The sequence below is a fragment of the Lacinutrix sp. 5H-3-7-4 genome, from assembly GCF_000211855.2.
Taxonomy (GTDB): domain Bacteria; phylum Bacteroidota; class Bacteroidia; order Flavobacteriales; family Flavobacteriaceae; genus Lacinutrix.
In genome coordinates this window covers 142,856-166,787 of the sequence record NC_015638.1, presented here as the reverse complement: position 1 = coordinate 166,787, position 23,932 = coordinate 142,856, and the positions used below count along the sequence as shown (strand labels likewise).

Sequence of the window (23,932 nt, the reverse complement as noted above, 5' to 3'; positions counted from 1 at the left end):
TTATTTTTTTTGAAATCCAAATTTTATAGCCTTATGCCTTGTAAAATCTACTATTTCAAAGCGCAAAAATAAAAAAGTTTAAACGCTTATAACTTCCATAAAATATCGTAAATTTGCTCGCGTTTAACAACGTACAATGACAACTAAAACTAAATACATATTTGTTACCGGTGGCGTAACATCATCTCTTGGAAAAGGCATTATAGCAGCCTCTTTAGCTAAACTACTACAAGCTCAGGGATATAGAACTACAATTCAAAAATTAGATCCATATATTAATGTAGATCCAGGTACTTTAAACCCTTATGAACATGGCGAATGTTATGTAACAGACGATGGTGCAGAAACAGATCTAGATTTGGGCCATTATGAGCGTTTTTTAAACGTTCCTACCAGTCAAGCTAATAATGTTACTACTGGTAGAATTTATCAAAGTGTAATAGATAAAGAACGTCGTGGTGAATTTTTGGGTAAAACGGTACAGGTTATTCCTCATATTACAGACGAAATTAAAAACCGTATCCAGATTCTTGGTAATTCTGGTGATTACGATATTGTAATTACAGAAATTGGTGGTACTGTTGGTGATATAGAGTCTTTACCTTATGTTGAAGCTGTTAGACAATTAAAATGGGAATTAGGAGAAAATAATGCTTTAGTTATACACTTAACTTTAGTGCCATTTTTATCTGCTGCGGGAGAATTAAAAACAAAACCAACGCAACATTCTGTTAAAACATTAATGGAAAGTGGTGTGCAGGCAGATGTTTTAGTTTGCCGTACAGAGCATGAATTACCAGAAGATTTACGAGACAAATTAGCACGTTTTTGTAATGTAACTAAAGAGTCTGTTATACAATCTATAGATGCATCAACAATTTACGATGTGCCAAATTTAATGCTAGAACAAGGTTTAGATACAATTGTTTTAAAGAAATTAGATTTAGAAAGTAATGTGCCAAACTTAGACCAATGGAATGCGTTTTTACAAAGGCATAAAAACCCAGTTTCAGAGGTTACAATAGGTTTAATAGGTAAATATGTAGAACTTCAAGATTCTTACAAATCTATACTTGAGGCATTTATACATGCGGGAGCAGAAAATGAAGTAAAAGTAAATGTAGAGTCTGTACACTCTGAGTATTTAAATGGCGATAATGCAAAAGCAATGTTATCACATTTAGACGGTGTTTTAGTAGCACCAGGATTTGGAGAACGTGGTATAGAAGGTAAAATTGATGCAGTAAGATACGTGCGTGAAAATAATATTCCGTTTTTAGGTATTTGTTTAGGTATGCAAATGGCAGTTATAGAATTTTCTAGAAATGTTCTAGGTCTAGAAGATGCTAATTCTACAGAAATGAATCCAGAAACTAAGCATCCTGTAATAAACTTAATGGAAGAGCAAAAGAACATTACAGATAAAGGAGGAACTATGCGTTTAGGTGCTTGGGACTGTGAAATTATAAAAGATAGTATTGTAGATGGTGTTTATAATTCTAAAATTATAGACGAACGTCACAGACACCGTTATGAATTTAATAGTGCTTATAAACAACAAATAGAAGAAAAGGGAATGTTGGCTACTGGCTTAAATCCAGAAACTGGTTTAGTAGAAATTATAGAAATTACAAATCATCCGTGGTTTGTAGGTGTGCAGTACCATCCAGAATATAAAAGTACAGTTGCAAATCCGCATCCATTATTTGTAGCATTTGTAAAAGCAGCGCAACAGCACAATAAAAAGAAATAAAAAACGTGTCACTATGGCACAAAAACAATAACGGATTACTTTTTGAAGTGCTCCTTATACTAAACAACCTGTAAGGTTTTATTAAATCTAACAGGTTGTTTGCGAAATAAACCAACATTAATACTAAGGTTAAAATAAATTTTAGCTGGGTCGAAAGACAAAAATAATATGGAAGAAAAGAAATTAGACGTAAAATCGATTATAGGCTTCGTACTTATATTTGGTATTTTATTATTCATGATGTGGCAAAACCAGCCAACACCAGAAGAGCTTGAAGCAGAAGAAAAAGCAAAACAAGCTCAAATTGATGCAGAAAATAAAGCTAAAGCAGCAGCTGCACAAAATGACACAAAAGTTACCACAGCTCAAGATTTTTCAAACACCACAGAAGGAGACTCGTTAAGAAAAATAGCACTTCAAAATAAATTAGGCGCATTTTCTTATTTCGCTCAAGATGGTGAAACTGTTGTAGATAATGGTGTTTTACAATTAAAATTTTCTAATAAAGGTGGGCATTTAGCAGAAGTTAAACTTAATAAGTTTGTAGATTACGATTCGCTTCCTATATACCTAGTAAAAGATAAAAACGCAAGTTTTAATATTAATTTTGGTACTACAGATAGTCGTATTTTAAATACACAAGATTTATACTTTCAACCAACAAAAACTAAAAATGGTGAGAATACTATAGTTTCTATGAAACTAAAAGTATCAGAAACTAAGTTTTTAGAATACAAATACATTATTAAGCCAAATGATTATATGATTGATTTCACAATTCAATCTCAAGGCTTAAGTAGCGAAATTAACAGCTCACAAGAAGTTAATTTAAAATGGGAACAAAAAGCATATCGACATGACGAGAGTATCTCTTACGAGAATCGTTACACACGTTTAACATACCAGCACGATGATGGTAAAATAGATAAATTATCACAAGGTGGTGAAGATGATGATGTTGAAGAAGATATGGATTGGATGTCGTTTAGACAGCACTTTTTTAGTTCTATACTTACAACAGATAAGCAATTTAAATCTGTAGCTCTAACATCTAAAGACTTAGTAGAAGATGAAGAAATAGATACCGTATTTACAAAGCAATTTTCTGCTAAAACAGCATTAGCCTTAAATGGAAATGAAATAAACGAAAGTTTAGGTTTATATTATGGTCCTACAGATAGTAAGATATTAAAAAATTACGATAAAAACTTAGAAGAAAGCATTCCATTTGGTTGGGGAATTTTTGGTTGGATTAACAAGTACTTATTTGTACCATTATTTAGCTTTTTAAGTTCGTTTTTACCTTATGGTATAGCTATTATAGTAATGACGGTTTTAATAAAATTATCTATGTCTTTTGTACAGTACAAACAGTATTTGTCGCAAATGAAAATGAAAATTTTAAAACCAGAGTTAGATGCTATTCGCGAAAAGCATAAAGACAATAAAATGAAAGCGCAACAAGAAACAATGGCGCTTCAAAATAAAGCAGGAGCAAGTCCGTTAGCAGGATGTTTACCAGCTTTAATACAAATGCCAGTATTTTACGCACTATTCATGTTTTTTCCAACAGCATTTGCCTTAAGACAAAAGAAGTTTCTTTGGGCAGACGATTTATCATCATTCGATTCTATTTACAAGTTTCCTGATGGTTTTAGTATTCCATTTTATGGTGATCATATTAGTTTATTTCCAATTTTAGCTGGTATTGCAATTTTCTTCTATATGAAGTTAACAACAGGACAACAACAAATGTCTGCACCACAGCAAGAAGGTATGCCAGATATGGCTAAGATGATGAAGTACATGATTTACTTTGCACCAATAATGATGATTATTTTCTTTAACTCTTATGCATCAGGATTAAGTTTATACTACTTTATTTCAAACTTAATTAGTATTGGAATTCTATTAGTAATCAAGAATTTTATTTTAGATGAAGAAAAAATCCTTGCAGGAATACAAGCAAATAAAGCAAAGCCTAAAAAGGAAAACCGTTTTCAAAAACGTATGAAGGAAATGATGGAGCAGGCAGAGCAACAAAAGCAAGCTCAAAAACGCAATAAAAAATAAAATATATTATACTATAAAAAGCTGCCTCTTAAATATTAAGTTTGGCAGCTTTTTTGTTTAGTACAATTTGACTCTATAGTAAACGTTAAATAAAGTAGCGCTATATTATTTTAATAGTCATAAAAATCTATAAAAATGAATAAAATTTTAGTTGTAATAATTACATTAATTTCAACAATTACATTTGCACAAAGTATAAACCAAATGGATGCTAATGGTAAGCGTCACGGTATTTGGAAAAAGAATTTTAATAATACAAAAGTATTACGTTACGAAGGTGAATTTAATCACGGAAAAGAAAAAGGAACTTTTAAATTTTATAAAAATATAGACGGTAAAGCTGTACTTACAGCAACAAGGACGTTTAGTGAAACAAGTGATTTAGCTCAAGTAAAATTCTTTTCTTCTACAAAAAATCTTATTAGCGAAGGTAATATGAAAGGTAAAACCTATGTTGGTAAATGGGTTTACTATCATAACAAATCTAAACAAATAATGAGTGAGGAGTTTTATAATGAAAAAGGAAAATTAGAAGGAAAAAAGAAAACATTTTATTTAAGCGGTAAGGTAGCTGAAGAAGCAAATTACAAATCAGGAAAATTAAACGGACTATCAAAAACATATTCTGAAGCTGGAAAGTTAATGAGTAGTTTTACATATTCTCAAGGAGAGTTGCATGGTCCTGCAAAAATTTTCGATAATAAAGGACAAATAAAAGCAGAAGGTGTTTACCAAAAAGATCGTAGGCACGGCATATGGAAATTTTACGATAACGGAATGTTTTCACATGAAAAAGATTTTACCAGGCGCAGTAAAAACCCACATAAAAAATAAATAAAAAGCCTCGCATTTGCGAGGCTTTTTTAACTACTAAACTAAAAAGAATTATTACTGTGGCGGTAATAATACGGTATCAATAGCGTGTACTACGCCATTTGTAGCTTGAATATCTACTAAAGTTGTTATTATAGCACTTACTCTATTATTAGCATCTGTTAATGTAAAAGCAGAAGCATCTGCAGTAATATCGCCTCCAAGAGTTGTTACAGTACCACTACTTAATTGTGAAGACTGTACGTTAGCATTATTTACAATATGATATGTTAATATAGCATCTGCTGTAGCAGCATCAACATCTTCTAAAGAGTTTAATTCTAGTTCTTCTAATAATGCTGTAAATGCATCGTTAGTTGGTGCGAAAACAGTAAATGGTCCAGTTTGAGAATTAGACACAGTTTCTATGTAAGGTACAGTTGGAGTTCCTGTATCTGCTAATTGTAAAGCAGCAACTAAACTTGATAAATCTGGATTACTTGTTGCAAAAGTTGCAATAGTAGGTAAACCTATAACAGCATCTACAACATGTACTATTCCATTTGTAGTTTCAATATTTGCAGTAGTTACTGTAGAAGCTCCATTTAACATTACACCATTCATACCATTATAATATAAGCTTAAGTTAGTGTCATTTGGTCCAGTTGCTAAAGTGTTTACATATCCACGATTTCCAATTAAAACGCTAGAAGTAATATTATTATCGGTAATTACATGGTTTAATAAAACTTGAGTAAGTATATCATTTGGTACTTCAGCTAAAGAATCAAAACCATTTGTATTTAAAAAAGCAGTGAAAGCTGTATTATTAGGTGCAAAAACAGTTCTTTCTCCACTAGCAGATAAAGCATCTGTTAATCCAGTTTGTATTACAGCTTCAACTAATAAGCTTAATTCTGCATTTGCTTGAGCAGTTTCAACAATATTTAATGTTGTTTCTTGGTTTGTTTGTGGTGTAGCATCATCATCATTACTGCAAGCAGATATTGTGATTAGTGCTAACACTAATAGAGATAATTTTTGGATTGTTTTCATAACTTAAAATTTAAAAGTTTGTTTTTTTTGTTTAACAAATTTATAGAAAGATTAAACAAAATATTTTAAAAATTTGTTAATATTTTAATTTTAAGAGAGATAATACTGTTTTAAGTAACAAGTAATAATACATATAAAGTATTAAATTTTTATTTCTCGTATCTTTGCAGCCAGAAAAAAAAGAAATGAAAAAAAGAGTAATTGTAGGACTTTCTGGTGGAGTAGATTCAAGTGTTGCAGCCTATTTGTTAAAAGAACAAGGTTATGAAGTTATAGGTCTGTTTATGAAAAACTGGCACGATGACTCGGTAACAATTTCAGACGAATGCCCATGGTTAGACGATAGTAATGATGCCATGTTGGTTGCTGAAAAATTAGGAATTCCTTTTCAAACGGTAGATTTAAGTGAGCAGTATAAAGAACGCATTGTAGACTACATGTTTAATGAATATGAAAAGGGTCGCACACCAAATCCAGATGTACTTTGTAATCGTGAAATAAAGTTTGATGTTTTTATGAAAATTGCCTTAGACCTTGGTGCAGATTATGTTGCAACAGGACACTATTGTAGAAAAGGCATTATAGAAAAAGACGGTGAAGAAGTTTATCAATTATTATCTGGAAAAGATAATAATAAAGATCAATCATACTTTTTATGTCAATTATCTCAAGAGCAATTAGCAAAAGCATTATTTCCAATTGGTGAATTACAAAAACCTGAAGTACGTGAAATAGCTGCAAAAGCCGATTTAATTACTGCCGATAAAAAAGACTCTCAAGGTTTATGTTTTATTGGCAAGGTAAGACTGCCAGATTTTCTTCAGCAACAATTAAAACCAAAAGAAGGTGTAATTGTAGAAATACCTAAAGACAATGCTAATTATAGTAACACGCAAGAATCTTTTAATTCTAAAACCGAAGAACTTAAGTACTTATCAAGAAAAGCAGAATATGCTGTTGCAGATGGAGAAATTGTAGGTAAACACCAAGGTGCTCATTATTTTACAAAAGGGCAACGTAAAGGTTTATCGGTTGGCGGTAAAGTAGAACCTTTATTTGTAATAGATACAGATGTAGAAGAAAATGTAATTTATACAGGACAAGGAAAAGGACATCCAGGACTTTATAAAAAAGCATTGTTTGTTTCAAACGACGAGTTGCATTGGGTACGACCAGATTTAGCTTTAAAGCCAGATGAAACGCTTCAGGTTTTAGCTAGAATTCGTTACCGTCAAACATTAGAAAATGCAACATTACATAAAGTAGAATCTGGATTATACGTAGAGTTTGAAAACTTACAATCTGCAATTACCGAAGGTCAATTTGTAGCTTGGTACTTAGAAGATGAGTTGGTTGGCTCTGGTGTAATTTCATAAAATTTAAAATTAAAAAACATGCAAAACAAGATAACAGAACTCTTTAATATTCAATACCCAATAATTCAGGCAGGAATGATATGGAATAGTGGTTGGCGCTTAGCATCGGCAGCTAGTAATTCAGGAATTTTAGGGCTTATTGGTGCCGGTAGTATGTATCCAGATGTTTTGCGAGAACACATACAAAAGTGTAAAAAAGCTACAAATAAACCTTTTGGTATAAACGTACCAATGTTGTATCCTAACATAAAAGAAATTATGGATATTATTGTAGAAGAAGATGTGAAAATTGTATTTACTTCTGCAGGAAATCCTAAAACATGGACCAAGTGGTTGCAAGATAAAGGTATAACAGTGGTGCATGTTGTTAGTAGTGTAAAATTTGCGTTAAAAGCTCAAGAAGCCGGAGTAGATGCTGTAGTGGCCGAAGGTTTTGAAGCTGGAGGACATAACGGTAGAGATGAAACAACAACACTTACTTTAATACCAATGGTAAAAGAAAAATTGCAAATACCTTTAATTGCTGCAGGAGGAATTGCAACAGGAAAAACAATGTTAGCTTGTATGGTTTTGGGAGCCGATGGCATACAAGTTGGTAGTCGATTTGTAGCAAGTGAAGAAAGTTCTGCACACAAGGATTTTAAACAAGTTGTAGTTGATGCTAAAGAAGGTGACACACAGTTAACTTTAAAAGAATTAGCACCTGTACGTTTAATAAAAAATAAGTTTTTTAATGAAGTACAAGAACTTTATAAAATAGCACCAACACCAGAACAACTAATAAAATTATTAGGTCGTGCAAGAGCAAAGCGTGGTATGTTTGAAGGTGATCTTGAAGATGGCGAATTAGAAATCGGACAAATTTCAGGATTGATACATGATATTAAGCCTGTAAAAGAAATTGTAGAAGATATGGTTACAGAGTTCGAACAAGCAAAAGCCAATGTCGCTCATTTATAGTACATATATTGTAAGTGCTATTTTCAACTTTAAATTTTTATGAAAAAATATGGCTATCTGTTATTACTTGGTTTAACATATTTATGTAATACATCTTGTACTGTTTTACAATGGCGAAAAACAGATGAAGCTATTCAGCAAAAATTTAAAACAGAAAATATAAACAGTGAGATAACTTACTACAAAGTAGATAGTTTAAATCTAGATATTCGTATTCACGAAGTAAAATCTCAAGACAATACAGTAAACCTTATATTTTTTCATGGTTCACCAAGCTCTTTGTCTGCTTGGGAAAATTACATGTTAGATAGTAAACTTTTAGCAAGTGCAAATATGTATGCTATAGATAGGCCTGGATATGGCTATTCTAATTTTGGAAAGCAACTTACCTCAATTTCTACGCAAGCACAAATAATGAGTGCTGTTATAAACGAAAAAGCATTAGATAATGTTATCGTTATAGGATCATCCTATGGCGGACCATTAGCAGCACGCATAGCTTATTTAAACAAAAATGTAAAAGCATTGGTTATGGTTTCTCCAGCCATAGATCCTGAAAATGAAAAAGACATTTGGGCTTCTAGATTTACACAATGGAAATTAACAAGATGGTTAGTGCCAACAGCATATCGTGTTGCGGGAGATGAAAAAACGGTACATGCTAAAGAGTTAGAAATTATAGCAAAAGACTGGAAAAAACTACAAATTCCTGTTTTACATTTTCACGGTGATATTGATGATATTGTGCCTTTTGAAAATATAAATTTTAGTAAAGCAAATTTTAATAATATTAAAGTCATTTCAGTAGAAGGAAAAGGACACGAAATTGCCTGGAAAAATCCTGAAATAATTGTGCCGTATTTAGTAAATTTAATTGAAGACATTCAAACTAAAAAATAGCTAAAATAAAAGCAGAAAACCAAAACCTAAGCATTACTTTTGCTAAATGGTTTTATCAAACTACACGAAAGAATTTAAATACAATTGGCAACTAGCAGCACCAGTAATGCTAGGAATGCTAGGTCATACCTTTGTTAGTTTTATAGATAATATTATGGTAGGCCAATTAGGTACTGCGCAACTAGCAGCAGTATCTTTAGGTAATAGTTTTATGTTTATTGCTATGTCTTTAGGTATTGGCTTTAGTACAGCCATAACACCAATAGTTGCCGAGGCAGATTCTGCTAGAGATTTTAACGGCGGAAAGTCAGCATTAAAACACGGTATTTTTCTATGTACTGTTTTAGGTATATTGTTGTTTTTACTAGTATTTTTTGCAAAACCATTAATGTATTTAATGGAACAACCAGTTGAGGTTGTAGAGTTGGCAATTCCATATTTAGATTTGGTTGCTTTTTCTCTTATTCCACTTATAATTTTTCAAGCATTTAAACAATTTAGTGATGGTTTGTCTATGACAAAATACCCTATGTATGCTACCATTATAGGAAACTTAATAAATGTACTTTTAAACTACCTTTTAATATTTGGAAAATTTGGTTTTCCAGAACTTGGTATCGTTGGTGCAGCTTATGGAACTTTGGTATCCAGATTTGTAATGCTTTGGTATTTATGGTATTTACTAAAGAAAAAAGATAAGTCTAAAGATTTTGTTACAAACATTAAGCTATTTGTTTTAGATACATTGATGCTTAAAAAAATAGTAAACTTAGGGACGCCTAGTGCCATGCAAATGTTTTTTGAAGTAGCCATATTTACTGCTGCTATTTGGTTAAGTGGTTTATTAGGCAAAAATCCTCAAGCAGCAAACCAAATAGCTTTAAACTTAAGTTCAATGACCTTTATGGTTGCTATGGGATTAAGCGTGGCTTCAATGATTAGAGTAGGAAACCAAAAAGGATTAAAAAAATATTTCGAGCTACGCCGTATTGCTTTTTCTTTATTCCTTTTGGGTACAATATTTGCCACAGGATTTGCAATAATATTTGCTGTTTTTCATGACTATTTGCCAAGAATATATGTAGATTTTGATGATGTTGTAAACTTTAAAGATAATATGGAAGTAGTATCAATAGCTTCTAAATTATTATTAGCAGCAGCTATTTTTCAAATAAGTGACAGTATTCAGGTAGTGGTTTTAGGAGCATTACGTGGTTTGCAAGATGTAAAAATACCAACACTAATAACTTTTGTATCTTATTGGTTAATAGGATTTCCAATAAGTTGGTTTTTTGGTAAAGAAAGCATGTATGGTAGCTTTGGTATTTGGTGCGGCTTATTAGCAGGACTAACGAGTGCTGCAATTTTATTATATTTAAGATTCAATTTTTTAACAAAGAAGTTAATTTTGTCAAACGACTTAAAAAGTAACTAACTAATTTTATAATGACACTTCCAAAATTTATATTAGGTGATAACACCGATTTTCCTAACGCTATTTTCGTAATTCATACAGAATTTCCTATGTTTATAATTAACTTAGAAGATGATGAGGTAGAATGGTTAGAAGAATTTGATCAAAACGACCAGAAAGAACTAGAAATGGAAACCGAAAACTTAATTAAAGAAGCAACAGCTTTTTACGATAGAGAAGTAGAGCGATACGACGAGTAGTTTTTTATAAACTCTAAGTAAAAAAAAATGCCCAAAAAACAATAAATGTTAGAACAATTAGTAGAATTAGATAAAGAACTTTTTTTATACCTAAACAATTTAGGAAACGTATACTGGGATGCCTTCTGGATGTTTTACACAGCCAAGTTTCATTGGATTCCTTTTTACGCCATTTTATTGTATTTGCTATATAAAAGGTTAAACAGTAAAATGTTTATTCTAACACTAATTCTTGTTGTGTTCATGATAACATTTACAGATCAGGTTACAAACTTATTTAAGTATGGAGTAGCACGATTTAGGCCTTGTCACGACCCAAGTATTAATACCATGATGCGTATAGTAAAAGAAGGTTGTGGTGGACGATTTGGCTATTTTTCTGGTCATTCAAGTAACTCGATGGCAGTAGCAATATTTACAGGTTTAATACTTCGGGAGCGTTATAAATACTTTATTTATATCATGATTGTTTGGGCAATATTAATGGGTTATAGCCGTATTTATATAGGTGTACACTTTCCATTAGATGTTTTAAGTGGTTTTATTTTTGGCGGACTTTCAGGTTTTGCATTTTATAAACTGGATAGATATTTACAAAAGCGTTTTATTTACACTAAGAACGCGCAGTAATAAAATAAATATTTCTAAAATATATCGCTAAGCCAAAGCTATGCGCAAAAATTAATACAGGATCATTTCTAAATACAGCATAAATTAAAATAAGTAAAGCACCAATGCTACTCAATACCCAAAAGCCTAACGGTAAGGTAGATTGTTTTTTTACTTCAGAAAAAAGCCATTGGTAAACAAAGCGTAAGCTAAATATACATTGTGAAGCTATACCTAAAACTAATAGCCATTGTGGTATATTTTCATTTTGAAACCACTTTGATAAAGCAATGGTATTACTTGTAATAAAGTAGAGTATAACTATTACAGGAATACTTAAAATAATTAATCTTACCCAAGCTAAAATACTTTGCCAAACCTTTTGTAACTGTAGGTTTCTTATATAAATAAAGTAGGTTAAAAGTTGGCCAAGCATGATACTAAAATCGTCTCTGTAATAACCATAAATACAAAGTAAAATTGACGCGATTAAACTAAATATCCAAAATACAGATGGTGTAACAGATTTTTTTTGTTTTTCACTTTGTAACCATTGAACAATTAATCTTAAAGAGAAAAGCGCTTGTGCTAAAAAGCCAATACCATATAAAAGCCAGTCACTCATGGCTTTTGCTTAATAATAGTATAATTTATGTATCTTTTTTTTATCCATAAAAACACAAAGCAATCTATAAATGGACCAATAGATCTATTCCAAAACCCAAATTTAGATTGTCCTGCGAGTCTTGAAAAATGAGCAATAGGTATTTGTTTTATACGTCCGTTTTGTAATAAAACCATAGCTGGCAAAAACCGGTGCAAACCTTTAAACATAGGAATATTTTTAGCGTATGCTGTTTTTATTACTTTTAAAGGGCAACCAGTGTCATCTATACCATCATTTGTAAATAAGCGTCTAAATTTATTTGCCGCTTTACTCGACCATTTTTTTGTAACACTATCTTGGCGATTATCTCGCATACCAGTAACTAAATCGTAATCTTCAATATGTTTTAATAAGGTGTTAAAATCGTTTGGTGAGGTTTGTAAATCACTATCCATATAACCAACTAATGCTGTGTCTACAATATCAAATCCTGCTTTTATAGCTGCACTTAAACCATAATTTTTGTCGAATGAAATAAAAGAAAAAGAAGTTTTATCTTTACAAATAGCAGTAATTAAATCTAAACTCTTATCTGTAGAGCCATCGTTTATAAATAGAACTTTCGTTTTTTTTGAAGCTATAGTTATATAGTGAGACAAAGCGTTTTTTAGCCTAAGTATATTGTCTTCTTCATTATAAATAGGAACAATTATGGTAAACTGGTAGTCCATTATTTTTTTAATCCTAGTAAGTAATCTGCAGCTACAAATGGCGTGGTTTTATTAGCTTCAATTAAAGCTATTTGTTTTTGCAAAGCATCTTTAATTTGTGCGTTTTCAAAAAAATCTATTTTTAGTTGCTCTTCTATAGTTTGTAGTAACCAAAATTTATTTTGTTCGTTTCTTTTAGAATTGAAGTAATTATTTTTAGTAGTTAAATCAATATACTCAACAATGGCATTGTAAATGGCTTCAATACCCTTATTATTTATAGCACTACAAGTCATGACTTTTGGTTGCCAAGCAGAAGTTTTTTGCGGGTATAAATGTAATGCACGGTTAAATTCAACTTTAGCTAATTTTGCACTTTTAATATTATCGCCATCTGCTTTATTAATAGCAATCATATCTGCCATTTCAATAATACCACGTTTAATTCCTTGTAATTCGTCTCCGGCACCAGCTAGTTTTAAAAGTAAAAAGAAGTCTACCATACTATGCACGGCAGTTTCACTTTGCCCTACACCAACAGTTTCTATAATAATAGTATTAAAACCAGCAGCTTCACATAAAATAATTGCTTCACGTGTTTTTCTGGCTACGCCACCTAGAGATTCTCCAGATGCTGATGGACGAATAAAAGCATTTTCGTTTTTTACCAACTCTTCCATTCTGGTTTTATCTCCTAAAATACTTCCTTTTGTAAGTGAACTACTTGGGTCTACAGCAAGTACTGCTACTTTTTTTTCTATAGTAGTTAAATAGGTGCCAAAAGCTTCAATAAAGGTGCTTTTTCCAACGCCTGGAACTCCAGTAATACCAATTCTAACAGATTGGTTTGCATGTGGTAAACAGGCTTTTATTATTGCATTTGCCTGTTCTAAGTGTTTTGGGTTTTTACTTTCAACTAAAGTAATTGCTTGGCTTAGAGCGGTAATATTTCCTTTTAATATTTTAGATACTAAAGTGTTGGTGTCTTTTAACTGCTTACGTCGTGCTTTAATTTTAGAAACGGCATCTGTGTTAGTTATTTCTGGAGGAGAAACACCATCGTTTTCTTGTAATGCCGATTTTTTTTTAGTCATAGTTTTATAATTTCCGCGAAAGCGAAAACAGTATAATTATCTCTAAAAGCTAATATATAAAGTCTTTATTAATTTAAACCTATTTTATGGTTTAAGTCTAAAATTATAAAAAATCTTATTTAAGTGGTACTACAATTTTAGAGTAATCCCAAGCCATTGTAAGGGATAAATTATCTGTAGAATTATCGAAAGCAATAGTAAAAAGCTCTACAGGATTTTCTAATTTTTGAACAGGAGCAACATAAGTGGCTACATCAAAAGCAGGATCTCGCATAGCTTTCATGGTTTCATCAACGCCCCATTTATATTGCTTAGAATTAAACATCACATTCCATGCAGTGTCATTAGGTATCGTCCAAAGTGTATATTTTCCAGCAGGTAACGAGTCATTTCCTACTTTTAAAGCTGTATTGGTTTCAAAAGTAGTCGCTTCATTTGCGCCAGTACGCCAAACTTTGTTGTAAGGAACCAAAGCGCCAAAAATTTCACGATTACGTTTAGATGGTCTGTTATAAAAAACTTCCAACTCAATATCATCAACTTCAAAAACAACAGTTTTTTCAGGACTTAATGGTTTGCTAAATAAACCGCCGGCAAAATGTGAGTATCCAAAGACTCCAATAGCGACAATAATGAGTAAAATTATTAACCTTTTTAACATGGATTTGCGTAAATTTTAAAAAGATAAAGATACTTTAAAAACTGAATGATAGTAAAGAAACAACGCTAATTTATTCTTAAAAAATAGTGAATTTTGAAAAAAAAATAAATCAATTTTGCAACACTTGAGAAAATGTATCGTCTTTATAATAGATTAAACTACCAACCAAAAACTAAAAAGTGAAAGTCGTTCAATTAGATACTATTGAATTGTGTAAACAAAATAATCGCAAAGCGCAATTGCATTTGTATAACCAGTATTGCGACTGTATGTACAGTGTTGCGAAACGTTTTGTTAACCACACTGCCGAAGCCGAAGATATTGTTCAAGAATCTTTTATTAAGGCATTTTCAAAATTACATCAATTTAAAGGCGATGTTACTTTTGGCGCTTGGTTAAAACGTATTGTTGTAAATAAAAGTATAGACACGCTTAAACTAAAAAAGCAGCGTTTAGTTGAGCTTGAAGATGTGCACCTTAAAGTTGTAGATACTTCTGTAAACAACAAATGGTTAGTAGATGAAAGTGTAACACTGGAGCAAATTAAAAAGGCAATACAACAACTTCCAGATAAGTATAGATATGTTGTAATGTTGTTTTTAGTTGAAGGTTATGACCATCAGGAAATTTCAGAAATTTTAAACATAACACAAGTTGCTTCACGAACACAATTATCCAGAGGAAAACAAAAATTACAAGAATTACTAAAACAAAAACATTATGGCTAAAGATATTAGAAACTTATTTGAGGCAGATAATAAATTATCTATAGATAAAATGCCTAAAGGACATGAAGAGCGTTTTCTTAAAAAGTTAGAAGCTACTAAGCCTGTGCAAAAAAAATCTAGATTTAGCATAATTAATATTGCCGCCAGTGTCGTGTTATTATTAGGTTTAGCTTTTGGAGCATTCCAGTTTTTTAATACCGAAAACCAAATTGAAGTAGCAGGTACTAATACAAGTGATGTTATAGAAACAAAATCATTAGGCGATATTTCTCCAGATCTTAAAAAGGTTGAAGATTATTATTTGGCTAATATAAATTTAGAATTATCTAAAGTAAAATTAACACCAGATAATAAAGAATTGTTTGATGGTTATGTAAAACGATTAGACGAGCTTAAAGCAGAGTATAAGCGTTTAACCATAGAGTTAACAAATCAAGGCCCAGATGAACTTACTGTAGATGCTTTAATTAGTAATTTAAAATTAAGACTAAACTTAATGTACCGTTTAAAGGAACAATTAAAAGATTTAAATACAGCAACTTCTGGACGTATTTAAAAAAAACAATCAATCAAAAAACGAATAGTTATACCAAAACTGCTTTTTGGTATCAACCAAAAAATTAAAAAATAATGAAAACTATAAAACTATTAATTGTGTGTATGTTAGCTACTTTAAGCTTAACGGCACAAAATAAATTAAAAAAAGAAACCAAATCTTTTAAAGTAAATAAAGATGTAACTGTAAATTTAAATACAAGTCATACTAATATCTTGGTAGATACATGGAATAAAGATTATGTAGAAATTGAAGCTTATATTGAAAGTGATAAATTATCTAAAGAAGCGTTACAAGCCGTATTAAATACTTGGGATTTAGAAATAAATAACACAAAAAGTAATGTAAAAATTACAACAAAAGGTTCTACAGGTTCTTGGTCTAGTGATATGAGTATTAAGATTTTAGATGAAGAGTCTTTAAAAGCAATTTCTAATTTACCTTTAGAAATTAACGAATCTTTAGAGCCATTATTAGAAAATTTAGGAAACTTAGAGTCGTTAAAAAATTTGCCAGAATCATTAAAAGTATTACGTATTCCTGAGTCTCCAGATGGTAACTATAATGTAGATTTCGATTTAGAACGTTACGAAAAAGAAGGTGAAAAGTATTTAGACGCTTGGAGCAAAAAATACCGAAAAGAATATGGAGAAGAATATGAAGAAGAAATGCGCGAATGGGCAAAAAGTATTAAACAATCAGATTTCGATAAGTTTGAACGCAGCATGGAAGTTTGGGGAGAACAATTTGGAAAAGATATAGAGAAAGCTTTCGAAGATGGTTTTGGAGAAAAACTTGAAAAGCGAATGGAAAAATGGGGAGAAGAGTTTGGTAAAAACTTTGAAAAAAATGTAGCGCCAGCTTTAGAAAAATGGGGAGAAGAATTTGGTAAAGCGTTTGAAGCTAAAATGGAAGAAACCTTTGGTAACTCTAAAGCAAACGGTGTTTTTGATAAAGACAACAAAAACTACGACCTTATAAAGACCATAAAAATTAAGATGCCAAAAAAAGCAAAATTAAAACTTAATGTTAGACATGGCGAGCTTAAACTAGCATCTGTAATCACTAATCCAGATATTACAGTATCGCATGGTAATTTATTTGCTAATACAATTAATGGGAGCAATGCTTCCATTAATGTATTGTACTCTAATGCTACAATTTTAAATATAAATGAAGGTGCTTTAAAATTAAATTATGCCGATAAAACTAAAATTAAAACAGCTAAAGATTTAGTGCTTAATGCAGTATCCTCTAATATAGATATAGAAACCTTAAATGGTAATAGTATAATAGACGGTAGTTTTGGAGATTTGTACATACGTAATATAGCGCATAGTTTTAGTAACCTAAATATTGTTTTAGAAAATAGTGATGCACTTTTAAAATTACCAACAGCAATAAATTACAACCTCTACTTTAAAGGGAATCACTCTAAGTTTAATAAACAACGTACAAATAATACTACAATAAAACATAATCCTAATGGTGGAGATACAACCAAAACCATTGTTATTAATGCAAAGTATAGTAATATAGTTGCCGAATAATTATTTATTTTTGAATTCAAAAATATTTAATACCTATTGGTTTATAAATACATATGAATTCTAAAAAAAACCTTTCTTTTTTTAAATCGCTAGCATCGCAAAACATTAATGTTATTGATGCTTCAATTCCTAATAGCGACTATATAGCTATAGATCTTTCTCAAACAAATTCTAGCTTAAAAACGCTTGATGTTTCTTCTTCACAAGCCTGGGAAAATTATATAGGTAATTACCTAAAAACGCATAATAAAAAAGTAGCCTTTGGTGGTTACTTAGAAAAACGAGGCATTTATAATCGCAGTGATTATTTTAACAATCAAAATCCAGAAACCGAGAGAAATATTCATATTGGTTTAGATTTATGGATAGCAGCAGGAACACCTGTTTTAGCAGCTTTTAATGGCGAAATACATAGCTTTAAAGACAATACTAATTTTGGTGATTATGGTCCAACTATTATTTTAAAACACACGGTTGAAGCATTTACTTTTTATACACTTTACGGACATTTATCTCGTGAATCTTTAATAGATTTAAAAGTAGGAGCCGAGGTTAAAAAAGGAGAAGTTATCGCACATTTAGGCAAAGCCGAAGTAAATGGCGATTACGCACCACATTTACATTTTCAAATTATTTTAGACTTGCAAGACAAAAAAGGTGATTATCCTGGTGTTTGCTCGTTAAAAGATTTAGATTTTTATAAAGCAAATACTATTAATCCTGAGCTTATTTTAGGATTATAAATTTAAATTATTCTTCGTAAAAAGTTAAATTGAAATTTTTAATTAAAAACAAAACGTTGCGCAAACGACTTTCCAAAAAAGAAACCAGCAATAACAAAAATAGCATCGGCAGCAGTAAACCACAGTTCTTTAGGTAACATAAATATAGTTGCAAAGGTTGCTAATAGCATTAAAGCTCCAACTATGTAAGCAGGAATCATGCTTGTTTTAGAAATAAAACCAGCAATTGCCATACCACTAATTATGCCCATAAAATGAGCAATAACTACAAATATTTTAGAACCTACAGGAATAGCTTGCATATTGGCCTTTATCCACTCAATATCTTCTGGTTTAGCACCTTCGGCTAGAGGAAATAAATTGTGTCCAATTACGGTTTCGAAAAGGTAAACAACAACCGAAGCAACAACAAAACCTACAACTGTTGCAAGTATATTTTTAAGCATAATTTTAGCGTATTAGTTAGTTAAATAAAATTACAAAATTAAATTGAATAGGACAGTATTGTATACTTTATGATGTAAATAAATATGGCGCATAAAAAAACCGAAGTATTAAACTTCGGTTTTAATGTATGCTATATTATAGATTTATAATCGCATTTTGCTTAATCGTTAACTAAAACCCATTCGCCTTTAGCAATTAAAGGTTCGGCCTGTTTAAATTTAACAACTTTATTTTCACCACTCATAACATGCTTGATAGTCACTTTATCGTTACGTCCAATTTTTGGTTGGTCGCGTACAATAGTTTCTACTACTTGTTGCTGTTGTTGTGTGTTTCCTGCTTGTCTGTTTTGTGCAGAACGCTCGTCTAGATTAGGGATTTCTTCTTTTTGTGTTTGTAAGTTTTCCTTTTTCTTAGTTTCTCTAGCTTCGCTAATTGCGTTTGTATTTTCGCTTGGCAGTTCGCCTTTAAATAAAAATGAAATAACATCTTTATTTACTTGATCAATCATTGTTTTAAACAATTCAAAAGCTTCAAACTTATAAATTAATAATGGATCTTTTTGTTCGTGTACTGCTAATTGTACAGATTGTTTTAACTCATCCATTTTACGTAAATGCGTTTTCCAAGCATCATCAATAATGGCAAGTGTAATATTTTTTTCAAAATCTGTTACTAATTCTTTTCCTTGAGACTCATAAGCACGCTCTAAATCTGTTACAACTTGTAAAGTTTTTACACCATCTGTAAATGGTACAACAATACGTTTGTATTTATCGCTTTGGTTTTCGTAAACATCTTTAATTACTGGGAAAGCAACTTCTGCATTACGTTCCATTTTTGCTTTATAATGGTCGAAAGCAGCATTATAAATACGTTTTGTTATAGCTGTTGCAGATAATTTGTTAAACTCATCTTCAGTTATAGGTGAAGGCATAGAGAAGTAACGAATTAACTCAAACTCAAAGTTTTTAAAGTCGTTAGCATTTTTGTTAGTTTCGGCAATACCTTCCGAAGTATCAAAAATCATGTTTGCTAAATCCACTCTTAAACGCTCACCAAATAAGGCATGATGACGACGTTTGTAAACAACTTCACGTTGCGAGTTCATTACATCATCATACTCTAATAAACGCTTACGTACACCAAAGTTATTTTCTTCAACTTTTTTCTGTGCACGTTCAATAGATTTAGAAATCATAGAATGCTGAATTACTTCACCTTCTTTTAATCCCATTCTATCCATCATTTTGGCAATACGTTCACTACCAAATAATCGCATTAAATTATCTTCTAATGACACATAAAACTGTGAGCTTCCTGGATCTCCTTGACGACCAGCACGACCACGTAACTGTCTGTCTACACGTCTAGAATCGTGACGTTCTGTACCAATAATGGCTAAACCTCCAGCTTCTTTAATTTTGTCTATTAATTTAATATCTGTACCACGACCAGCCATGTTAGTTGCAATAGTTACTTGTCCTGGTTGTCCAGCTTCTGCAACAATATCTGCTTCTTTTTTATGTAATTTGGCGTTAAGGACATTGTGTGGTACTTTTCTAATGCTAAGCATTTTTCCAAGTAACTCAGAAATTTCAACATTTGTAGTACCAATTAATACTGGACGCCCTTGTTGAGATAGTTTTGTTACTTCTTCAATTACCGCGTTGTATTTTTCTCGTTTAGTTTTATAAACTAAATCTTCTTTATCGTGACGTGCAATTGGTCTGTTTGTAGGAATTTCTACAACATCAAGTTCATAGATTTCCCAAAACTCTCCTGCTTCTGTCACGGCTGTACCTGTCATACCAGAAAGTTTGCGGTACATTCTAAAGTAATTTTGTAGTGTTACTGTTGCAAATGTTTGTGTAGCATCTTCAATTTTTACATTTTCTTTTGCTTCAATCGCTTGGTGTAATCCATCACTATAGCGACGACCATCCATAATACGACCTGTTTGCTCATCTACAATCATTACTTTATTATCCATAACAACATATTGGTTGTCTTTTTCAAATAAAGCGTATGCTTTAAGTAGTTGGTTTAAAGTGTGTATACGTTCAGATTTTACTCCAAATTCTCTAAATAAATCTTCTTTTAATTCTGCTTCTTCTTCAGATGAAAGACCTTTTGCTTCAATTTTAGCTATTTCAATACCAATTTCTGGCATGACAAAGAAGTCTGGATTGTCTTTACCAGAAAGGAATTCAATACCTTTATCTGTTAATTCAATTTGATTGTTTTTTTCTTCTATTACGTAATAAAGTGCTTCATCAACTTTTGGCATTTCACGATTGTTATCTGCCATGTAAACGTTTTCGGTTTTTTGAAGTAATTGTTTAACACCTTCTTCACTTAAAAACTTAATTAACGCTTTATTTTTTGGTATACCTCTGTAAACACGTAGTAATTGAAAACCACCTTCTTTTTCGTCTCCGGCGGCAATTAATTTTTTAGCTTCTGCTAATGTTTGTACTAATTGTTTACGTTGTACAGCTACAATATTTTCTACTTGAGGTTTAAGTGCTGTAAATTCGTGAACGTCTCCTTTAGGTATTGGTCCAGAAATTATTAATGGTGTTCTAGCATCATCTACTAATACAGAATCTACCTCATCTACAATAGCGTAGTGATGCGGACGTTGTACTAAATCGTCTGGCGAGTTTGCCATATTATCACGTAAATAATCGAAACCAAATTCGTTATTTGTACCGTATGTAATATCTGAGTTGTATGCTTTACGGCGACCTTCAGAGTTTGGACGGTGATTATCTATACAATCTATGGTCATGCCATGAAATTGAAATATTGGCGCCATCCATGCCATATCACGTTTTGCTAAATAGTCGTTTACAGTTACTAAATGCACACCTTTTTCTGCTAAGGCATTTAAGTACACCGGTAATGTTGCTACTAATGTTTTACCTTCACCTGTTTGCATTTCGGCAATTTTACCTTCATGTAAAGCGACACCACCAATTAATTGCACATCGTAGTGTATCATGTCCCAGGTAATTGCTTTTCCTGCTGCATCCCAAGAGTTAGACCATGTTGCTTGGTCTCCATCTAAGGTTACATAATCTCCCATTCCAGAAACTTCTCTATCGTATGGTGTTGCAGTAACAGTAATTTCACTGTTATTTGTAAAACGTTTTGCTGTTTCTTTTACAACTGCAAAGGCTTCTGGTAAAATTTCTTTTAAAGTAACTTCTACAGCTTGGTAAGATTCGTCTTCAATTTTATCAATTTCTTGGTAAATATCTTCACGTCTGTCAATATCATCAGTCGCATCTGCTTCTGCCTTTAGTTTGTCTTTACGCTCGTTAAAAGGTTTGCGAGTTTCGGCTATAATAGCTTTAAACTCTATTGTTTTTGCTCTTAATTCGTCGTGAGATAAAGCTTCAAGAGCAGCTTCAAACGATTTTATTTTATCGACTAAAGGTGAAATGGCTTTTACGTCTTGTTTAGACTTATCGCCAACAAATACTTTTAGAATGGAATCTAAAAAACTCATAGTTTACTGTTTTATATTTTGAATGTTTTGCGTTTTTTCTAAAAGCAAAACTTAATTTTAGTTGTTATTTGTGAGATTCTTTTGCGATGCTTAGAATAACACTTTTGCACCTTAATTAAAAAGGGCTTAAATATACGTTTTTAGCTGTGGTTAGCTAAATTTTAACGCACAAAAAAAGTCTCTAATCGAGACTTTTTTTTGGTATTTTTTATAAATAAGATATAGTCTTGCTATATCTAGCAAGTATTACATTGTTGTAAGGCAATGTTTTAATACTCGTCCTCATTCCAGAGGTAATCTTCATCTGTTGGGTAATCCGGCCAGATTTCTTCGATAGAATCGTAAGAATCGCCTTCATCTTCAATGGCTTGTAAATTTTCTACAACTTCTAAAGGCGCTCCTGTTCTAATAGCGTAATCGATAAGTTCGTCTTTAGTTGCCGGCCAAGGTGCATCACTTAAATAAGATGCTAATTCTAATGTCCAATACATTTCTTAATAGGTTTATTTTTTTGCAAAAATAAATTTTTAGTTTAAATAGTCAAGAAAAAAGTGAATTATTTTTCAGTAATAAAAAAGAACGTCATTTTTCACTGAAACTATTTGAACCTAAATATTTTGCAGTGTTATTTAATAACAGCTTAAAAGTTTGTTTATTCTGTGCAACTTTAATGTTTCTCAGGAATCCATTTAACTTCGTCTGCTTGCAAGTCATGAGTCAACTTTCGTGCCAATACAAAAAGATAGTCAGAAAGGCGGTTTAAATAGGTGAGTGCTTCTGGTAAAAAAGGTTCAATATCATTTAAGGCAGACGCTAGTCTTTCCGCTCGACGGCAAACACAGCGTGCTACGTGACAGAATGACACTGTTTGATGGCCACCTGGTAAAACAAAATGCGTCATTTGTGGTAGTGACTCGTTCATACTGTCCATCTCACGCTCGAGAAGTTCAATATCTTCGGAAGTGATTTTATTTATATTTAAGCGTTCTTTTCCGTTTTTTAAAACCATTTTTTCTGGATCTGTTGCTAATATTGCTCCAACTGTAAATAGTTTGTTTTGAATTATTATAAGGATATTTTTGTAAAGCTGATTTATTTCTTGATCACGAATTAAGCCTATGTACGAGTTTAACTCGTCTACAGTACCATAACTATCTATTCTTATGTGATGTTTTGGAACGCGTGTGCCGCCAAATAATGCAGTTGTGCCTTTATCTCCTGTTTTTGTATATACTTTCATGTGTTTTTAATTTATGGAAAGTTCCATTCTTTCAAAGTTAAAAGTTAAATATTGAAGCGAAAAACTTTTGGTTGAAAATTAGAATCTAAATTTATACGCGTATTGTAAAGTGCTCTTTGGCTTGTTCTTTTCTAAAAAATACAATACCCCAAAAAAAGGTGTCTATTGTTACGGTAACTTTTGGATGTTTTTTTATGGTTTCCCAAGCTTCGGTCATCTCTTTTGACCAATAAATATCGTCAAAAATAAAAACAGAATCGTTTGTTGCGCTTGGTAGTAAAGTTTCAAAATAATTTAAAGTAGCTTCTTTTTGGTGATTGCCATCAAAATAAATTAAATCGTATTTGTTTTGTACTAATGGTTGCATTACTTTTTTAAAATCTCCAGTTAGTAGTTCTATGTTTTTTAAGTTGAAGTTTTTAAAACTTTCTTTTGTAAATGCCGAAATATTTGGACAACCTTCAATAGTAGTGATTTGTGCATTTGGATTGCCTTGATGCATAGCGTGTGTTGCTATACCCATAGAGGTACCTAATTCTAAAATGTTTTGAAATTGAAAGTAGTTTACTAAACGATAAAATAGTTTGGCGCGATGGTTTGTTGTGCCTGCGTTTTTTGCAATTTTAGCAATAACTCGTGTATTGCTTTTAGTGGTTTGCGAACCTGCGCCTAAATCTGTTACCTGTATAGTTTGCTGGTTTTGTAATAATGCTTTTTTATAGGCTTTTAATTTACTATAAGCATTTTGTGGTTTTTTATTGTAAAAACATTTGGTTACTAAACTGTAAACGAATGGTGATTGTACGCCGTGTTGGTTTGTAGAGCGTAACCAAAATTTTATGTACGCAATAATTAGTTTTCGCAT

At 31.6% G+C, this 23,932-nt stretch carries 23 protein-coding genes; 13 read left to right on the top strand and 10 right to left on the bottom strand.

The genetic code is table 11. From position 1 onward, the window contains the following. The first annotated feature begins 136 nt into the window (after positions 1-136). From LACAL_RS00815 to LACAL_RS00805, 3 genes are all read left to right on the top strand, one after another. On the top strand, positions 137-1,753 hold the full coding sequence (locus LACAL_RS00815) for a CTP synthase (RefSeq protein WP_013868790.1): 1,617 nt from the start codon (positions 137-139) through the stop codon (positions 1,751-1,753). Between the two features lie 168 nt (positions 1,754-1,921). After that, the gene (gene yidC / locus LACAL_RS00810) at positions 1,922-3,826 is read left to right on the top strand and encodes a membrane protein insertase YidC (RefSeq protein WP_013868789.1); all 1,905 of its coding nucleotides are present in this window, start codon (positions 1,922-1,924) and stop codon (positions 3,824-3,826) included. A 135-nt stretch (positions 3,827-3,961) separates the two neighbouring features. After that, entirely contained in the window at positions 3,962-4,660 is a 699-nt protein-coding gene (locus LACAL_RS00805; protein WP_013868788.1) for a toxin-antitoxin system YwqK family antitoxin, read from the top strand. 54 nt (positions 4,661-4,714) lie between these two features. Here the strand turns inward: LACAL_RS00805 and LACAL_RS00800 are convergent, their stop codons facing one another. After that, positions 4,715-5,695, bottom strand: coding sequence for a fasciclin domain-containing protein (locus LACAL_RS00800; RefSeq protein WP_013868787.1), 981 nt, complete (start codon positions 5,693-5,695; stop codon positions 4,715-4,717). Between the two features lie 185 nt (positions 5,696-5,880). Here LACAL_RS00800 and mnmA point away from each other — a divergent pair, with 185 nt between their 5' ends. Genes mnmA through LACAL_RS00770 form a run of 6 tightly spaced genes read left to right on the top strand, consistent with a single transcriptional unit; the run spans position 5,881 to position 11,235 of the window. Beyond that, positions 5,881-7,071 (top strand): tRNA 2-thiouridine(34) synthase MnmA, encoded by a 1,191-nt coding sequence (mnmA, locus tag LACAL_RS00795; protein WP_013868786.1) that lies wholly within the window; start codon positions 5,881-5,883, stop codon positions 7,069-7,071. Positions 7,072-7,089: 18 nt separating this feature from the next. After that, positions 7,090-8,031: a nitronate monooxygenase family protein gene (locus LACAL_RS00790; RefSeq protein ID WP_013868785.1), complete on the top strand. Its 942-nt coding sequence runs from the start codon at positions 7,090-7,092 to the stop codon at positions 8,029-8,031. Positions 8,032-8,070: 39 nt separating this feature from the next. Continuing rightward, complete coding sequence (locus LACAL_RS00785; protein WP_013868784.1) at positions 8,071-8,931, top strand: alpha/beta fold hydrolase; 861 nt, start codon at positions 8,071-8,073, stop codon at positions 8,929-8,931. A gap of 46 nt (positions 8,932-8,977) precedes the next feature. Further along, the gene (locus LACAL_RS00780) at positions 8,978-10,366 is read left to right on the top strand and encodes an MATE family efflux transporter (RefSeq protein WP_013868783.1); all 1,389 of its coding nucleotides are present in this window, start codon (positions 8,978-8,980) and stop codon (positions 10,364-10,366) included. 11 nt (positions 10,367-10,377) lie between these two features. Then, the gene (locus LACAL_RS00775; protein ID WP_013868782.1) at positions 10,378-10,605 is read left to right on the top strand and encodes a hypothetical protein; all 228 of its coding nucleotides are present in this window, start codon (positions 10,378-10,380) and stop codon (positions 10,603-10,605) included. A gap of 45 nt (positions 10,606-10,650) precedes the next feature. Further along, entirely contained in the window at positions 10,651-11,235 is a 585-nt protein-coding gene (locus tag LACAL_RS00770) for a phosphatase PAP2 family protein (RefSeq protein ID WP_013868781.1), read from the top strand. Here LACAL_RS00770 and LACAL_RS00765 read toward each other — a convergent pair. From LACAL_RS00765 to LACAL_RS00750, 4 genes are all read right to left on the bottom strand, one after another. Beyond that, positions 11,219-11,839, bottom strand: a complete 621-nt coding sequence (locus tag LACAL_RS00765; RefSeq protein ID WP_013868780.1) for a lipid-A-disaccharide synthase N-terminal domain-containing protein — start codon at positions 11,837-11,839, stop codon at positions 11,219-11,221. The two genes, LACAL_RS00770 and LACAL_RS00765, sit on opposite strands and share 17 nt — an antisense overlap. Then, positions 11,836-12,552 carry a glycosyltransferase gene (locus LACAL_RS00760; protein WP_013868779.1) on the bottom strand — a complete coding sequence of 239 codons (717 nt, stop codon included), beginning with the start codon at positions 12,550-12,552 and terminating at the stop codon, positions 11,836-11,838. The genes LACAL_RS00765 and LACAL_RS00760 overlap by 4 nt, the downstream gene beginning before the upstream one ends. Beyond that, complete coding sequence (gene meaB / locus LACAL_RS00755) at positions 12,552-13,625, bottom strand: methylmalonyl Co-A mutase-associated GTPase MeaB (protein ID WP_013868778.1); 1,074 nt, start codon at positions 13,623-13,625, stop codon at positions 12,552-12,554. Before meaB ends, LACAL_RS00760 begins: the two co-directional genes overlap by 1 nt. A gap of 115 nt (positions 13,626-13,740) precedes the next feature. After that, the gene (locus tag LACAL_RS00750) at positions 13,741-14,286 is read right to left on the bottom strand and encodes a DUF2911 domain-containing protein (protein ID WP_013868777.1); all 546 of its coding nucleotides are present in this window, start codon (positions 14,284-14,286) and stop codon (positions 13,741-13,743) included. Between the two features lie 179 nt (positions 14,287-14,465). On the opposite strand from LACAL_RS00750, the gene LACAL_RS00745 reads away from it, so the two are divergent. The 4 genes from LACAL_RS00745 to LACAL_RS00730 all read left to right on the top strand — a co-directional run bounded on the left by LACAL_RS00745 (position 14,466) and on the right by LACAL_RS00730 (position 17,863). Continuing rightward, positions 14,466-15,014: an RNA polymerase sigma factor gene (locus LACAL_RS00745; protein WP_013868776.1), complete on the top strand. Its 549-nt coding sequence runs from the start codon at positions 14,466-14,468 to the stop codon at positions 15,012-15,014. Further along, entirely contained in the window at positions 15,007-15,570 is a 564-nt protein-coding gene (locus LACAL_RS00740; protein WP_013868775.1) for a hypothetical protein, read from the top strand. The genes LACAL_RS00745 and LACAL_RS00740 overlap by 8 nt, the downstream gene beginning before the upstream one ends. A gap of 74 nt (positions 15,571-15,644) precedes the next feature. Beyond that, the gene (locus LACAL_RS00735; protein WP_013868774.1) at positions 15,645-17,120 is read left to right on the top strand and encodes a hypothetical protein; all 1,476 of its coding nucleotides are present in this window, start codon (positions 15,645-15,647) and stop codon (positions 17,118-17,120) included. Positions 17,121-17,173: 53 nt separating this feature from the next. Next, complete coding sequence (locus tag LACAL_RS00730; protein WP_013868773.1) at positions 17,174-17,863, top strand: peptidoglycan DD-metalloendopeptidase family protein; 690 nt, start codon at positions 17,174-17,176, stop codon at positions 17,861-17,863. A gap of 38 nt (positions 17,864-17,901) precedes the next feature. On the opposite strand, the gene LACAL_RS00725 is transcribed toward LACAL_RS00730, so the two are convergent. From LACAL_RS00725 to LACAL_RS00705, 5 genes are all read right to left on the bottom strand, one after another. Further along, on the bottom strand, positions 17,902-18,309 hold the full coding sequence (locus LACAL_RS00725) for a hypothetical protein (RefSeq protein WP_013868772.1): 408 nt from the start codon (positions 18,307-18,309) through the stop codon (positions 17,902-17,904). A gap of 161 nt (positions 18,310-18,470) precedes the next feature. Beyond that, entirely contained in the window at positions 18,471-21,827 is a 3,357-nt protein-coding gene (gene secA / locus LACAL_RS00720; RefSeq protein ID WP_013868771.1) for a preprotein translocase subunit SecA, read from the bottom strand. Positions 21,828-22,096: 269 nt separating this feature from the next. Beyond that, entirely contained in the window at positions 22,097-22,318 is a 222-nt protein-coding gene (locus LACAL_RS00715) for a DUF2795 domain-containing protein (protein WP_008272287.1), read from the bottom strand. 176 nt (positions 22,319-22,494) lie between these two features. Then, positions 22,495-23,067: a cob(I)yrinic acid a,c-diamide adenosyltransferase gene (locus tag LACAL_RS00710; RefSeq protein WP_013868770.1), complete on the bottom strand. Its 573-nt coding sequence runs from the start codon at positions 23,065-23,067 to the stop codon at positions 22,495-22,497. Between the two features lie 91 nt (positions 23,068-23,158). After that, positions 23,159-23,932, bottom strand: coding sequence for an O-methyltransferase (locus LACAL_RS00705; RefSeq protein ID WP_013868769.1), 774 nt, complete (start codon positions 23,930-23,932; stop codon positions 23,159-23,161).